Origin of the sequence: Silvimonas iriomotensis (genome assembly GCF_014645535.1) — a bacterium.
Classification (GTDB): Bacteria; Pseudomonadota; Gammaproteobacteria; order Burkholderiales; family Chitinibacteraceae; genus Silvimonas; species Silvimonas iriomotensis.
The window spans coordinates 365,139-379,535 of record NZ_BMLX01000002.1; the positions used below are offsets into that span (position 1 = coordinate 365,139).

General features: G+C 61.7%; 13 protein-coding genes. 7 read left to right on the top strand and 6 right to left on the bottom strand.

The annotated features are described in order from the left end of the window. Positions 1-388: 388 nt before the first annotated feature. Entirely contained in the window at positions 389-919 is a 531-nt protein-coding gene (locus IEX57_RS08210; protein ID WP_188703795.1) for a lipocalin family protein, read from the top strand. Positions 920-1,025: 106 nt separating this feature from the next. On the opposite strand, the gene IEX57_RS08215 is transcribed toward IEX57_RS08210, so the two are convergent. Further along, positions 1,026-2,228: a sterol desaturase family protein gene (locus IEX57_RS08215; RefSeq protein ID WP_188703796.1), complete on the bottom strand. Its 1,203-nt coding sequence runs from the start codon at positions 2,226-2,228 to the stop codon at positions 1,026-1,028. Positions 2,229-2,503: 275 nt separating this feature from the next. On the opposite strand from IEX57_RS08215, the gene IEX57_RS08220 reads away from it, so the two are divergent. From IEX57_RS08220 to IEX57_RS08235, 4 genes are all read left to right on the top strand, one after another. After that, a complete protein-coding gene (locus IEX57_RS08220) occupies positions 2,504-3,322 on the top strand; it encodes a class I SAM-dependent methyltransferase (protein WP_229708920.1) in 819 nt (272 codons plus the stop codon). Positions 3,323-3,439: 117 nt separating this feature from the next. Continuing rightward, positions 3,440-3,982, top strand: coding sequence for an ester cyclase (locus tag IEX57_RS08225; protein ID WP_188703797.1), 543 nt, complete (start codon positions 3,440-3,442; stop codon positions 3,980-3,982). A gap of 21 nt (positions 3,983-4,003) precedes the next feature. Then, positions 4,004-4,384 (top strand): VOC family protein, encoded by a 381-nt coding sequence (locus IEX57_RS08230; protein ID WP_188703798.1) that lies wholly within the window; start codon positions 4,004-4,006, stop codon positions 4,382-4,384. A gap of 31 nt (positions 4,385-4,415) precedes the next feature. Then, positions 4,416-5,513 (top strand): alkene reductase, encoded by a 1,098-nt coding sequence (locus IEX57_RS08235; RefSeq protein ID WP_188703799.1) that lies wholly within the window; start codon positions 4,416-4,418, stop codon positions 5,511-5,513. Positions 5,514-5,531: 18 nt separating this feature from the next. On the opposite strand, the gene IEX57_RS08240 is transcribed toward IEX57_RS08235, so the two are convergent. Next, positions 5,532-6,428, bottom strand: a complete 897-nt coding sequence (locus tag IEX57_RS08240; protein ID WP_229708921.1) for a LysR family transcriptional regulator — start codon at positions 6,426-6,428, stop codon at positions 5,532-5,534. A gap of 106 nt (positions 6,429-6,534) precedes the next feature. Then, positions 6,535-7,737 (bottom strand): MFS transporter, encoded by a 1,203-nt coding sequence (locus tag IEX57_RS08245; RefSeq protein ID WP_188703800.1) that lies wholly within the window; start codon positions 7,735-7,737, stop codon positions 6,535-6,537. A gap of 292 nt (positions 7,738-8,029) precedes the next feature. Between IEX57_RS08245 and IEX57_RS08250 the strand changes: the two genes are divergently transcribed. Further along, positions 8,030-9,877 (top strand): carbohydrate-binding protein, encoded by a 1,848-nt coding sequence (locus IEX57_RS08250; RefSeq protein WP_188703801.1) that lies wholly within the window; start codon positions 8,030-8,032, stop codon positions 9,875-9,877. 79 nt (positions 9,878-9,956) lie between these two features. Here the strand turns inward: IEX57_RS08250 and IEX57_RS08255 are convergent, their stop codons facing one another. The 3 genes from IEX57_RS08255 to IEX57_RS08265 all read right to left on the bottom strand — a co-directional run bounded on the left by IEX57_RS08255 (position 9,957) and on the right by IEX57_RS08265 (position 13,257). Next, positions 9,957-10,754: an alpha/beta fold hydrolase gene (locus tag IEX57_RS08255; RefSeq protein WP_188703802.1), complete on the bottom strand. Its 798-nt coding sequence runs from the start codon at positions 10,752-10,754 to the stop codon at positions 9,957-9,959. Between the two features lie 638 nt (positions 10,755-11,392). Then, positions 11,393-12,451, bottom strand: coding sequence for a Gfo/Idh/MocA family protein (locus tag IEX57_RS08260; RefSeq protein WP_188703803.1), 1,059 nt, complete (start codon positions 12,449-12,451; stop codon positions 11,393-11,395). Next, complete coding sequence (locus tag IEX57_RS08265) at positions 12,451-13,257, bottom strand: ThuA domain-containing protein (protein WP_188703804.1); 807 nt, start codon at positions 13,255-13,257, stop codon at positions 12,451-12,453. The genes IEX57_RS08260 and IEX57_RS08265 overlap by 1 nt, the downstream gene beginning before the upstream one ends. A 174-nt stretch (positions 13,258-13,431) precedes the next feature. On the opposite strand from IEX57_RS08265, the gene IEX57_RS08270 reads away from it, so the two are divergent. After that, the gene (locus tag IEX57_RS08270) at positions 13,432-14,391 is read left to right on the top strand and encodes an AraC family transcriptional regulator (protein WP_229708922.1); all 960 of its coding nucleotides are present in this window, start codon (positions 13,432-13,434) and stop codon (positions 14,389-14,391) included. Positions 14,392-14,397: the final 6 nt, after the last annotated feature.

A 14,397-nucleotide genomic window follows, 5' to 3' on the forward strand; every position in this document is an offset into this window, starting at 1 on the left:
AGGTGGAATGCGGCCTGGGCGGCGATTGTAACAGATGGGGGCCGTTTGTCAGCCCATGACTGTTTTGAGTCTGTTTGTCCCCGCATTACCCGCTTTTTTGCGCCGCACGCCCGCCTTTGCCCGGCAGATCAGCCATTTACCCGCGCAAAGCCGGATGAGCTGGCCCTCCCCCACGTGGCAGAGGCCAGAACCGGGCCGACTTAGCAAATTAAGGGTGATTCTGGTTATGGTCTGGTTCACAGTGAAAGGGAACGCCGCCGCTGCGGGCCAGCCATCACCACCGTGCGTGGCGTCAGCGTTTTCTGACACGCGTTTCAGTCCGCGCCACGCGCTTTGAGCGGCACGGCATGGGACACTCATCCGGCTGCTGCTGACTCCGGGACACCGCATGACACACTTTCGCCACCTTCGCCGCGCATTCTGGCTGTGCTTGCTGGCCGCCCTGCCCCGCGCCATGGCCGACCCCGTACAAAGCGTGCCCACGCTGGAGGTGGACCGTTACCTGGGCACCTGGTACGAGATCGGCCACTTGCCCATGTTCTTTCAGCGGCTGTGCGTGTCTGACACCACGGCGCAGTACAGCAAAAACGCCGACGGCAGCATTGCCGTGCTCAATAGCTGCCGCCATGAAGACCGCCAGCTTGATATCGCCCGCGGCACGGCCACGGTCCTCCCCAACAGCGGCAATGCACGGCTCAAGGTGCAGTTTTTCTGGCCCTTCAGTGGCGATTACTGGGTGATAGGCCTGGCGAGCGATTACCACTGGGCGCTGGTGGGATCGCCCAACAACAAGTATCTGTGGCTGTTGTCGCGCAGCCCGACGCTGGCGCAGACCGACGTTGATACGGCGCTGCAGATTGCCCGCCGCCAGGGGTTTGATCTGGACAAGTTCATCTACACACCGCACGGCGAGCGTTAAGCCGGCAACACCGCGCAAACGGCCCGCGCCGCGATCAAACAGTGATCAAACAGTAAAAAAGCCAGCCGGGTCAGGCTGGCTTTTCTCGCACCAGGCTGAACCGGGTTCAGCCTTGCTGGCGGCGGAACGGGAACGCCTGCTGCCGCGCAAAGCCATCCGGCACGTAATCGCCCACGACACGGTATTTGTGCGGGAAGGCCCGGGTCGATTTGACCGCGGTGCCAAACAGGTGATCGATGAAAGCAAAGTGCGCGGCGTAATTGCGATCAATCGCCTCGTCTTCAGACGAATGATGCCAATGGTGGAAATCCGGCGTCACAAAGATATAGCGCAGCGGACCCCAGGGCAGGTGCACGTTGGCGTGATTGAACACCGCCTGAAACCCGACAATGATGATGTAGGTGTTGACCACCTGCTGATCAAACCCCAGCACGAACAATGGCCCCAGCACCATCACCCGGGTCGCGATCAGCTCCAGGATGTGCTGGCGTGATCCGGCCAGCCAGTCCATGGATTTGACGCTGTGGTGCACGGCGTGGAACCGCCACAGGAACGGCACCTCGTGATAGGCGCGGTGGGCGGCGTATTCCATCAGGTCGGCCACCAGCACGCACAGCAAAAGCTGCGGCACAAAAGAAATACTGGCCACCCACAACTGGAAATCGGCATGAACCAGCCAGCCAAAGACGTGGTGGATCAGGAAGTTGACCACTACCAGCGCCAGCCCGACCAGTAAATGGTTAAAGCCGAAATGCGCCAGATCAGTCTGCCATTCAGGCCGGAATACCGCTTGTTTGCGATACAGCGGGAAGAGTTTTTCCAGCAGCAGGAACACCGTGGTCGACCCCAGCAGATCCAGGATGAACCAGTCCAGCCCCAGATACGGCGTGTGATCCGGAAAGTTGCCCACCGGCACGCGGGACCCCCCGCCGGCCACGGCCAGCAAGACCATGATCACGGTCACCACGTTCAGGCTGCGCTGGCGCTGCAGCAAGGCGTTACAGATCGAGAACGCGCCCGCCAGCAACAGCGCGCCAAACAGCACGTGACGCAGCAGATCGACTGAATACTGATGCCGCAATTCCGGCGTGGTGAGGTATTGCGGAAAATGAAACGCCAGCACGCCCAGCAGACTCAGAAAACCCAGCGTGAAAGCAATGATGGAAACGATCATCCCGTCGCCCGGCTTGAGTTCACCGTGACTTTTGAGGATATCGGTGGTGTCTTGCAGAACGTCTTCCACCTTGTTGGCATGCTGCGATACGGCCTCGCGCACGCGGTGCTTGACCTGCGATGTGGTGTCCGCCATGAAACCTGGTTCCTTGTTGTTTTAACTGACCAGACAACGCGGGCCCCTGTGTTGCCTCCCCTTGCCTGCGCTGTCAGACGGGCATCGTGTATCAGAAAGCAGGCCGCTGCAATCTGATTATCCAGAAATCCCGCTTGGTGCGGCATTTGCAGCAACCGGTGGGCGACACTGGCGCTTTTGGCACACCCTGGCCGCAGTCACCGGCAATCAGCGCCCGCCAGGCGCTGGCATGGATCATGCGTTATACCGTGTTTGTATCCTGCCGGAGTTACTCCATGACCTTGACCTCTTTGCTGGCGCGCACCTGCATCGCGCTGACTGTCACCCTGCCCTTGCTGACCCAGGCCGGGACCACGCTCACGCTGGATCAGGCCGCCGCCGGGCCGCAGCGCACACCGGCGCGCGTCAAGCGCGATGTCTATCGCCACCCGGTACAGACGCTGACGTTTTTCGGCTTGCGCCCTGATCAGACTGTGGTGGAAATCTGGCCAGGCGGCGGCTGGTATACCGAAATCCTGGCGCCGTACCTGAACGGTCATGGCCGCTATTACGCCGCCCAGGTGGCGCCGGACATTGATCAGGAACGCGCCGAGGAAGTGGCCGGGTTCGAGAACACACTCAGCCATCAACCGGACCTGTACAACCACGCAGCGGTGCTGACCTTTGAACCGCCGCAGCGCGTGGATATCAGGCCCGCCGGCGGCGCCGATGTGGTGCTGACGTTCCGCAACGTGCACAACTGGCTCAAGGATGGCACCGCCCCGGCCGCGTTTACGGCGTTTTACAAAGCCCTCAAACCGGGTGGCGTGCTGGGCGTGGAAGAGCACCGCGCCGCGCCGGGCACCTCTTTGCAGCAGATGATCGATACCGGTTATGTCACCGAAGACACCGTGATCAAGCTGGCGCAGGATGCCGGTTTCAAACTGGCGGCCCGCTCGGACATCAACGCCAATCCCAAAGACACCAAGGATTACCCGAACGGCGTGTGGTCGCTGCCGCCGTCTTACCAGGGCGGCGATCAGGACCGGGCGCGCTATGCGGCGATTGGCGAATCTGACCGGATGACGCTCAAGTTCATCAAACCGGCGCATTGATCCAGGCATTTTCAAACCAGACAAGAAGATCATTCCTGAATCAGGCCAATTATCAGGCCGGGCAAGCCACTCCAGAATGCAGTCATCAAAACAGCACTGCATTTTCTGGAGATCATCATGCGCTTGCCCACCCTGTTCCTGGCCTCTGCCCTGCTGGCAACCACCCTCAGCCTGCCGGTTCTGGCCGACACGGACGTTCTGCCGCAACCACATCACCTTGCCGTTACCGACGCCAATGCCAGCGCCAATGCCAGCGCCAGCGTGATCCTGGCCGCCCGCCGCTATGCCGCGTTCTGGAATACCGGCGACACCCGTTACGCCGACGCGGCGCTCTCTGCTGATTTCATCGACCGCACCTTGCCCGCCGGCCGCGTTCAGGGCCCGCAAGGCCCGCGCCAGGCCTCTGCAGGTTTTCGCGCCGCCGTGCCGGATCTGACCGCCGAAATGGATGACGTTGTCGTCAGCCAGGATCGGGTGTCGGTTCACCTGCATTTCAAGGGCCATTTCACCGGCCACTTTGGCAACGTGCAGGGCAGCGGCCAGCCCATCGACTTCCAGGCTTTTGATCTTTACCGCGTGGCCGATGGCCGCATCGTCGAGAACTGGCACCTGGAAGACAACCTGACCTTGCTGCAGCAAATGGGCATCGTCAAACCGTAAACCCCTCCTGAGGAGCACGTCATGGCCTGGACTTTTGATCACCTCAGCCTGAACACCAGTGGCCAGGCGCAGGTCGCCCGTTTTTTTGGCGACGTGCTGGGCTGGCAGCCCGGTTACCGGCCGGACTTCGGCTTTGATGGCACCTGGCTGTATCAGGGCGATCAGGCCGTGGTGCACCTGCTGGGCCGCCCCGGCGCGATACCGCAGGTGAGTTTTGCCCATCTGGCTTTCCGGACCGATGAAGCGGCGGACGCCGTGATCGAGCGAGTGCGCGCCAGTGGTTACCGCTGGCAAGCGGGGCGCCACCCGGACAAACCCGCAGCGCAGATTTTTGTTGAATTACCCGGTGGTGTGGTGCTGGAGCTGGAAGCCCCGTTGACCACGCCGGCCGGTTCCCCCTGAACACACTGATCCAAGATCAAAGGAACACATCATGACCCGGACTACCCTGTTCGATCCGCTGCAATTAGGCACCACTGCTTTGCGCAACCGCGTTGTCATGGCCCCCATGACCCGCGCCCGCACCACGCAGCCCGGCGATATCCCCAACGATTTGATGGCCGAGTATTACGCCCAGCGCGCCAGCGCCGGCCTGATCGTGACCGAGGCCACACAGATCTCGCCGCAAGGTAAAGGCTATTCATTTACCCCCGGCATTTTCAGCGCAGACCAGGTTGCCGGCTGGCGCGCCGTGACCGATCGCATCCATGCCGTCGGCGGCAAGGTGTTTTTGCAGCTCTGGCACGTGGGCCGCGTATCGCATTCCGTGTTCCATCATGGCCAGCCGCCAGTGGCGCCGTCGGCCATCCAGCCCAAGGAGACGCAGGTGTGGATCGTCGGTGAAGACGGCGTGGGCCGCATGGTGGATTGCCCCACCCCGCGCGCACTGACGGCGGCGGAGATCACCGCCATCATTGCGGACTTCCGCAAAGGGGCGGCCAATGCCATCGCCGCCGGGTTTGATGGTGTTGAGGTGCACGGCGGCAATGGTTATCTGGTGGACCAGTTCTTGCGCGGCGTATCCAACCAGCGCACCGACCAGTACGGCGGCTCACGCGATAACCGCACCCGTTTTCTGGTGGAACTGATGACCGCGCTGGCCGAAGAAGTGGGTGCCGACAAGGTGGGCGTACGCCTCGCCCCGTACATCACCTTCAAGGACATGGCCGACCCGGATATCGTCCCGACCATTTTGCATGCGGCCGAAAAATTGGATCCGCTGGGCCTGGCGTATATCCATCTGTCTGAAGCCGACTGGGACGATGCCCCGAGTATTCCGGACGATTTCCGCCATGAACTGCGCCGCGTCTTTCACGGCAAGATCATTGTGGCTGGCGGTTACGACAAAGCCCGCGCCGAGGCGATTCTGGCATCCGGCCTGGCCGATCTGGTGGCATTTGGCCGCCCGTTTGTGGCCAACCCGGACCTGCCGCAGCGACTGGCGCGTGATCTGCCGCTGGCGCAACCGGATGGCGCATCCTTGTTTGGCGGCAATCACGAGGGTTATACCGACTACCCCGCCCACGCTTGAGGCCACAGACCGGGCGGGTTAAACCGCCTGCCCGGCAAAGTGGCTCATCAAAAACTCGATCAGCAATTTAAGCCGCAGCGGTTGCAAACGGTTGGCGTGATACAAGAGGTTCAGCGGCGCGCTGTCGGTAAAGTAGTTGTCCAGCACCGTCACAAGACGGCCAGCCGCCAGATCGGCCGTGATATCCGGGCGGGATTTCCAGGCATAGCCATAGCCTTGCAGTGCCCATTTGCGGATCACCTCGCCATCATTGCTGTGGCGCACGCCCTCGACCCGCACACTGGCGCTCTGGCCGTTTTCCCGGTAGCGCCACTCGTTCATCGGCCCCGATCCGGTCACCAGCACCAGCGCCGGCAAGTGCTGCAGATCAGCCGGCGTGTGCGGCGCACCGGTCTGCGCCACCCGCTCGGGCGAGGCGCACACCACGCGCTGACTGGGCAATAACTGGCGCGCCACCATGCTGCTGTCGGCCGGCTGGCCATAACGCACCGCCAGATCAATATCGTCACCCACCAGGTTCGCCGTGGAGTCGGTCAGCGACAGCACAAAGCGCACTTCCGGATACTGCGCAGAGAACTCATCCAGCGCCTGCAGCAGCACATTGCGCCCCAGGTCTGACGGGGCGGAGATACGCACCACGCCCTGCACTTCTGTACGGCCAGCCTGCAAGGCGTGCTCTGCCTCGATCAGCAAGTCCAGCACTTGCTGGCTGTAGGCGCGGTAGATCTGGCCTTCATCGGTCAGTCGTAACTGGCGCGTGGTGCGCTCGAACAGGCGGATTTTGAGCGTGGCTTCCAGCCGCTGGATGCAGGCACTGGACGCCGCGGGAGATAAACCATGCTTGCGCCCTGCGGCGGAAAAACTGCCCAGGCTGGCTGCATCCAGAAACAAGCGCATGTCGTTGAGCCGATCCACGTTTTCCTCTCTGCCTTGAAAATACGCTGCGAATACACCGCATTATTCAGTACAGATGAAAAATCCCCAATACGCAGATTGGGGATAGACCAGGCGACGGTGAAAATCAGTGGCCGCCCACAACCACCGGCCGGGCAGAAACCGGAATCGGGTTGGCGTCATCCAGCCGGCCAGACCACACCGTCAGCCCCAGTGCCCCCAGCGCCAGCAAGGCGCCAATCCACGGCGTGTGCATCAGGCCAAAATGCGCCACGACCAGACCGCCCGCCCACGCCCCGAAGGCAATCCCGACATTGAAAGCGGCGATATTCAGGCCCGAGGCGACATCCACTGCGCCTGGTACAAAGTGTTCCGCCTGCTGCACCACATACACCTGCAATCCGGCGACGTTGCCAAAAGCGACCGCACCCCAGACCAGCACGGTGGCGACCAGCAAAACCGGGTGCGGCGCGGTGAAGGTCAACACCAGCAACACCAGCGCCAGCAGCATGAAGATGCGTTTGAGCGCGCCCACCGGCCCCAGCCGGTCTGCCAGCTTGCCACCCCAGATATTGCCCACCGCCACCGAAACACCGTAGGCCAGCAGCACCAGGCTGACGGCATTGGGGCCCAAACCCGTGACATCGCGCAGCATGGGGGCCAGAAAGGTAAAGGCAATAAACGAGCCGCCGTAGCCCAGCGCAGTAATGGCATACACCAGCAAGAGCCGCGGCTGGCGCAGCACATCAAGCTGTCTGATCAGCGATACCGGCGCGTTGCGGGCAATGCTGGCCGGCACAAACGCAAGGCTGCCCGCCACCGCCAGCGCACCCAGCGCGGACACCACCAGGAAGGTCTCGCGCCAGCCAAAGTGCTGCCCGATAAACGTCCCCAGCGGCACGCCCGTGACCAGCGCTACCGTCAGCCCGGTAAACATGATGGCAATGGCGCTGGCCGCTTTTTCACGCGGGACCAGGCTGGTGGCAATGGTCGAGCCAATCGAGAAAAACACCCCGTGCGTCATGCCGGTGAGCACCCGCGCCACGATCAGCGAGGTATACCCCGGCGCGTGCCAGGCCAGCAGATTGCCCAGAGTGAACAGCACCATCAACGCCACCAGCAGCGTTTTGCGTGGCAACTTGCCGGTAAGCGCAGTCAGCACCGGCGCGCCCACCGCCACGCCCAGCGCGTACAGGCTGACCAGCAGCCCGGCAGAAGGTAAAGACACGCCCAGGTTGGCGGCAATATCAGGAATCAGGCCCACGATCACGAACTCGGTGGTCCCGATGGCAAACGCGCTGATGGTCAGCGCCAGCAAGGCAATCGGCATGGTGTTACTCCGGCAAATGGAACATGCCGCAGTGTGCGCAAACCGCCCGCGCGGAAAAACCATGCTCAAGGCATAACATTGTTGACGATTAATCACCAACCACCGCCTGACTGCGGTTTTTAAATCAACTCGTCCGCCAATACGCCGCCGTTGCCCGCACCACCCGGCAGATCGACCCTTCCGCTCATCCCCGTCAGGGCTGCAAGCGCAAAACCAGCGGATAAACTGACGCCAGCCTTGCCCATGCAAGGTCATACAAAACCTACAGCAACACCAAAGAGGAATGGAACCGATGAACAAACCGCAATTGCGCCGTTTGACGCGCCTGTGCGCCCTGACGTTTGGCGCGACACTCCCCGTTTTGCTGGCCAGCCAGCTTGCCCATGCCGATGTCCCGACCTGGGTTGATGGCAGCACCTATACCGCCGGCACCATCGTTTATTACAACGGCCATGATTACCAGGCGCTGGTGACGCAGACCGATTACGTCGGCGCCAACTGGAACCCCGCCGCCACCCCCAGCCTGTGGAAAGACCTGGGCGCGGTAAGCACCACGCCGACACCGACACCGGCCCCCACGCCCGCACCCACGCCGACCCCTGTCGCCACCCCGGCACCGACGCCTGTGCCGACCCCAGCCCCGACACCAGCACCCACGCCCGCACCAACGCCGGCACCGACGCCGTCCGGTTGTGCTGCCGCCTGGAATGCCAGCACCGCCTATAGCGCTGGCGCGACCGTCAGCGTCAATGGCGTGAACTACAAAGCCAACTGGTGGACGCAAGGCGTGAACCCGAGCACCAACAATGGCGGCGACGGCAGCGGCCAGCCGTGGACGGTGGTCAGCAACTGCGGCAGCACCACGCCGACGCCTACCCCGACGCCGGTGCCAACACCGACCCCCACACCCGTCCCGACGCCCACGCCCACGCCGGTGCCAACGCCCACCCCGACACCGACACCGACGCCTGCACCCACACCGTCTGGCGCCGTCACCACCACTGGCAAGATCAACTTCCACTTGCTGCTGGGCGCGGGCACGGCGCAAGACAGCCTGACGCTGGATGGCGATAACTACACCGACCTGATCATGTCCAACATGATCGCCGGCGTGATGTACGGCCACCTGGTGCAGCAGTACTACCCGGGCCTGCAGTTTGAAAAAGACTATCTGTACGGTTCCGTGCTGGGCCAGTTGCTGCAGGAAAACCTGGAAACCCAGGTCTACCAGGCCAGCAGCACGCTGATTGACCCGTCGTCTGACCAGCAAGCCGTGATGGGCGCAGGCCAGGGCGGCCCGTACCAGATCAACAACTACGCCGCCGATATGGTCTCTGGCAGCTACACGCCGGCCGGCCACTCGCTGATCAACTTCATCGCGCTGCAAAAGAACATCGGCTACACCCTGGCCGACGCCCCGACGCAGTACACCAAAGCCACCCCGCCCTCGTTCAACAACAAGTACTACGGCCCGATGCTGACCGCGTACTTCCATTACAACGACATGGTGGCGCTGGTCGAGATCGGCAAAGGCACCGGCGGCTGGACCACGCCGTGGCAACCGGCGTTCGACAACACCCTGGTGAACTTCAAGAGCCTGCCGAACAACTTCTTCGACGTCCTCTTGAACGTGGCCTACAACCAGGGCTACTACGGCACGCTGATGTCCAGCTACAGCCAGCTGGGCGCCACGGCCACCGCAGCCACCGTAGCCACGGTGAACGACTGGAGCAGCGTCTGGGGCAAGACGGATACGTACCAGCAATATCCGTATCAGGTACGTTATTACCTGAACCAGTTCTACGATCGCCCGATCCCCACCACCAGCGCCACAGCACTGACCACACCGCAGAACCACGTGGCGTTCAACATGACCACACTGGGCACCGTGTTCAGCAACGTGTTCACGACGCTGTCTTATGTAAACAGCAGCGGTCAGGGCGCGTTTATCCCGGCGGCATCGATTCAGGCGGCGTATACCACCGCGCTGCAGCAGCACAGCGTGGTGGCCAGCAGCACGCTGGACCTGTCTAACACAACTGACCGGGCCACGATCTTTGCCGTGCTGGAAGACGCCATCAAGAACCTGGAAACCAGCCTGGGCGTGCAGTTCAACGCCACGACCAATTCCCAGATCTGATGACGCCCTTTGGGTAGTCGCAAAACAAAACGCGCTGACCGGGAGGTGAGCGCGTTTTTTTATGCCATCAGCCCTTTATTCAAGCCAGGCGGGCGGGCAAGGCACAAAGAATCTGATGCAGTTCATCGGCAAACGTCGCCGCATCAACGGCGTACCCCATATGGTGCCCCACCATCTCTACACACGGGCACGGCACCTGGCGCGCCAGTTCATGCGCGGTTTGCGCGTAAAACGCATTCCCGCTGGCCCGGCCAACGGCCGTGACCATGGGAACCTGGCGCAACGCCGCCACATCCGGCACGAAATGGTTGATCACGTTGAACTCATACTTCAGGAAACGATAGAAATTGCCATCCTGATCCGCCGGCGCCGCTGCGCCATCGCCCAATCCGACAAATGAAGAGGCAAAAAGCTTCATGGCCGCCGCTCCACCCTCGGTCTCGAAGGTGTGACTGACCTGATCAAAAAACTGCCGCCATTGCGGGCCATCTTTCAGGATATCGGTGATTGGCGGTTCATGATCCACCAGCCCGCGCACCCATTGCGGGTGATCCTGGGCAATCTGCAACGCAATATTCGCCCCTGCGCTGTTACCAAATACATAAGCCGGCCCGCCTTGCATGGCAGCTATCACCGCCGCGCCGTCACGACCTTGCTGCGCCATGTTCAGCTCTGCGTGCACGTCACCGGTACTGCGAAAATTGGCCCGGCGATCGTAGCGCACCACCGTATAACGGTCTGCCAGTTGCGCAGAAAGACGGGCAAAACGGCCGCTGTCGCCATTGCCGCCCACCACCAGCAACAACAACGGGCCTTGCCCTTCTACATCACACGCAATATCTGCGCCTTCGGTGTGAACCGTGAATGACTTGCTCATGGTACCGACTCCTGGGTTGCGATTGATGGTCCCAGTGTCATCCCGATTTTTGATCACTTCAAATATATAAATTTGATTGATTGATCAGTTTTTTTGATTTAACTGCGTGGCGTTCTTGCGCAAATTGCAGCTAGATTCCGGCTCAAGGCCGGAATGACGAGTCAAGAGGTGTGAGGTGAATTGGCGGTGGCAGTGCCGTTGCTGTTGCCGTTGCCGTTGCCGTTGATTTCCGGGGTTGGGGTTGCCGTTGCTTTTGACTTGCCCTCCCCTTGACTGCGCCGAGCATCGCAGCAAGGCGCGGGGTTTCGGCGGAGGGGTGTCTGAGCGAAGCGAGTTCCCGTAGCCAGCCGCGCCTTGCGAGAAGCACAGGGAACTCGCGTAGCGAGCGCCGTCGCAGGGGTCGCCTTTTCTTTGGTGCCTTTCTTTTGGCGACCCAAAAGAAAGGCACTTGCTGTCGGGCAACCCCCGACATCCAAACCACCGCGCCGTCAGGCGCTAACACCCACACCGCAATAGTGGATTGTCACTACCGCTCCAAATCCACCCCACTCAGCTGGATTCCTGCCTCCGCAGGAATGACGAAGCTGCTGGCCTACCACCAGCCACCCCGCCCCTCCACCCGCCCCCAAAAAACCAATTTACCCACCAACCCTCACCGGCCCGCCCATCCGGGCACTCTCATACACCGCATCCAGAATCTCCATCACAATCAACCCCTCCTCCCCCGGCGCCGGATGCGGCTGGTCTGCCAGAATGGCCGCCGCCATTTCATACATGGCCGGCAAGCCCTCACCCGCAGACGGATGCACATGAATATCCAGCGCCGAGCCATGCTGCTCGGTGAAAATATGCGCATCAAACGTATAGCCTTCATCCAGATTGTGCTGCAGCAAACCGGCTTTGGTACCCAGCAGGCGGGTTTCCATCAGGTCAGCTTCTTTGATATTGGCCGCCCAGGACGCTTCCAGCGACAGCGTCGCACCGTTCTCGAACCGGATAAACGCGCTGGCCAGGTCTTCCACATCAAACGTTTTGCCGGACTGCCGCGCCAGTTCGCCCGCGATCGGGTTGTAGGTATTGCCCAGCACCCACGCCGGCTTGGGGTAGCCCATCAACCACAGCGCCAGATCAAGCCGGTGCACACCCAGATCAATCAGCGGGCCGCCGCCAGACAAGGCTTTGGTGCCAAACCAGCCACCGAAGCCGGGCATGCCACGGCGGCGGTGCCAGACTGTGCGGCCATTGTAAAAGTCGCCAAACACGCCGGCATCCACCTGAGCCTTGAGCGCGCGGGATTGGGCGCTGAAGCGGTAAGAGAAATTGATCATCAAGCGCTTGCCGGCGCGTTGGGCCGCCGCCAGCATCTCGCGCCCTTCCGCGGCGTTCATGGCCATGGGCTTTTCGCACAACACATGGCAGCCGGCGGCCAGCGCGGCCAGCGTGAGTGACTTGTGGTACTTGTTGGGCGTGCAGATGCTGACCACGTCCAGTTGTCCGGCAGCCAGCATGGCCTCAAGGCTGTCGTAGCGGCCGGGTACGGCAAACTCGTCACCGACCTGCGCCAGGCGGCTGGTATCCGGGTCGGCAATGGCAACGACATCCGCTTGCGGGTGCATCTGCCAGCCTTCGATATGCTTGCGCCCGATCCCGAGCCCGACAACGCCGATGCGCAGTCGTTGCGTTGATGTGGAGTGCATCAGATATCCCCTTTGCCTTGCACAATGCCTACTTTCGAGAAGGTCACATTCTTACTGGCAATGGGCTCCAGCGCGGGTGACTCCGGGCAGACATCCACGATGTTCACCCGTGGCGCAGCCCACTGCACGGCGTTGGCCAGCACTTGCTGTACGTTGCGGTCGTAATAGGTCGGGTAAGCCTCATGCCCCGGGCGGAAATAGAACACGCGCCCGTGCCCCCGCTGCCAGCAACAGCCAGAGCGGAAGACTTCACCGCCTTCAAACCAGGACAGGAACACAAGTTCATCCGGTTGCGGAATATCAAAGCGCTCACCGTACATTTCTTCATACGGCAGCTCAAAATACTGGCCCAGGCCAGCGGCAATGGGGTGCGAGGGTTCGACCACCCAGAGGCGTTCTTTCTCGTCAGCTTCGCGCCATTTCAGCGAACAATTTGTTCCCATCAGGCGGCGGAAGATTTTGGAAAAATGCCCCGAATGCAGCACGATCAGGCCCATCCCTTCCAGCACGCGTTGCTGCACGCGCGCCACGATCTCGTCACTGACATTGGCATGCGCCTTGTGGCCCCACCAGACCAGCACATCACAGCCCGCCAGGCGTGCCTCGGTCAGGCCGTGTTCCGGCTGATCCAGCGTGGCGGTGCTGACTTCCAGCGGCACGGCGCCCTGGCTCAGGGCGGGCACATCCTTCAGGGCGGCGGCAATGGTGGCGTGCAGACCATCCGGATAGATAGCCGCCACCGCCGGGTTCTGCCGCTCATGCTGAAACTCGTTCCAGACAATGACAGAAATACGGGATTTGGACACAATAAGACTCCGTGATAAAAACCGGATCAACCGGTAAACCGCTCGGGCAAGAAATCATGCTGCAAGCGCACATATTGCGGGCTATGGCATGCAGTCATCGATAACAAGTGCAGCAAGATTAGCCCTGCCCGGTCACGCGTCTCAATCTGAATCAGTGCGACAAAACTGCAAAGAATGTCAAAAAACCCGGATAGCCGACTCAAGCTGGCCAAAGCCGCCAGCCCGCTCAAAAGCGTGCGGACCAGTTCGCCCGGCCAGGGCCGGATCATGCGGGAGCAACTGCTGGCGTTTGGCCAGCGTCTGGCCAGTGGCGGCCAGCCGGTGTTGTTGCCGCCGGAAAACGCGGATTTGCTGGCGCGGGGAGATGGCCATTTTCATCTGGCGCCAGAGCTCTTCTTGCAAGTCAGCGGCACGACCACATTCCGGTTTGTGGACGGCGCATTGACGGTTAACGCCGGTGAATTGCTGTTGATGCCACCACGCCAGTTGCATGCCGAGCACGTCGCGCCAGCGGATGGCGCGCCGTTTTGCAATGTCGTGATCTATGCCGAAGGTCACGCGCTGACGTGTCATCTGGCACAGGAAGTCGCGCCCGGCAAACCGGGCATAGAACATCTGGAAGCGCGCAATCATGCGCTTGCACCGCGTATTCACGGCTGGATGGCGGATGCCGCCCGGCTGGGCCGCAGCACGTCGGCGCCCTGGGCGGAGCTGGGCCGCACCCAGGCCAGATCACTGCTGGCTGCGGCCACGCTGGGTGTATTGCAGGCGCTGGACGACGCCGAAGAAACCAGCAACCGCGCCGAGCCACCGCTGGTGGCGCATGCACGGGTGTTGATCCAGAACCAGCTGGGCGATCAGGCCCTGAGTGTGCAGGCGCTGGCGGCCGAAGCCGGCTGCACGGCCGATTACCTCTCGCACCTGTTCCGGCAAAGTACCGGGGAGCATCTGGCGGGTTTTATCAACCGTTTGCGTATGGAACGGGCCAGCCATTTGCTGCAAGACCCGGCGCTGGCGGGCAAGGAAATCGCCTGGGCTTGCGGTTTTGCCACGGCCAGTTATTTCACCCGCACGTTTCGCCAGCACTTTGGCATGACACCGCAAGCCTGGCGCCAGGCCAACGTACCCGGCTGATCCATC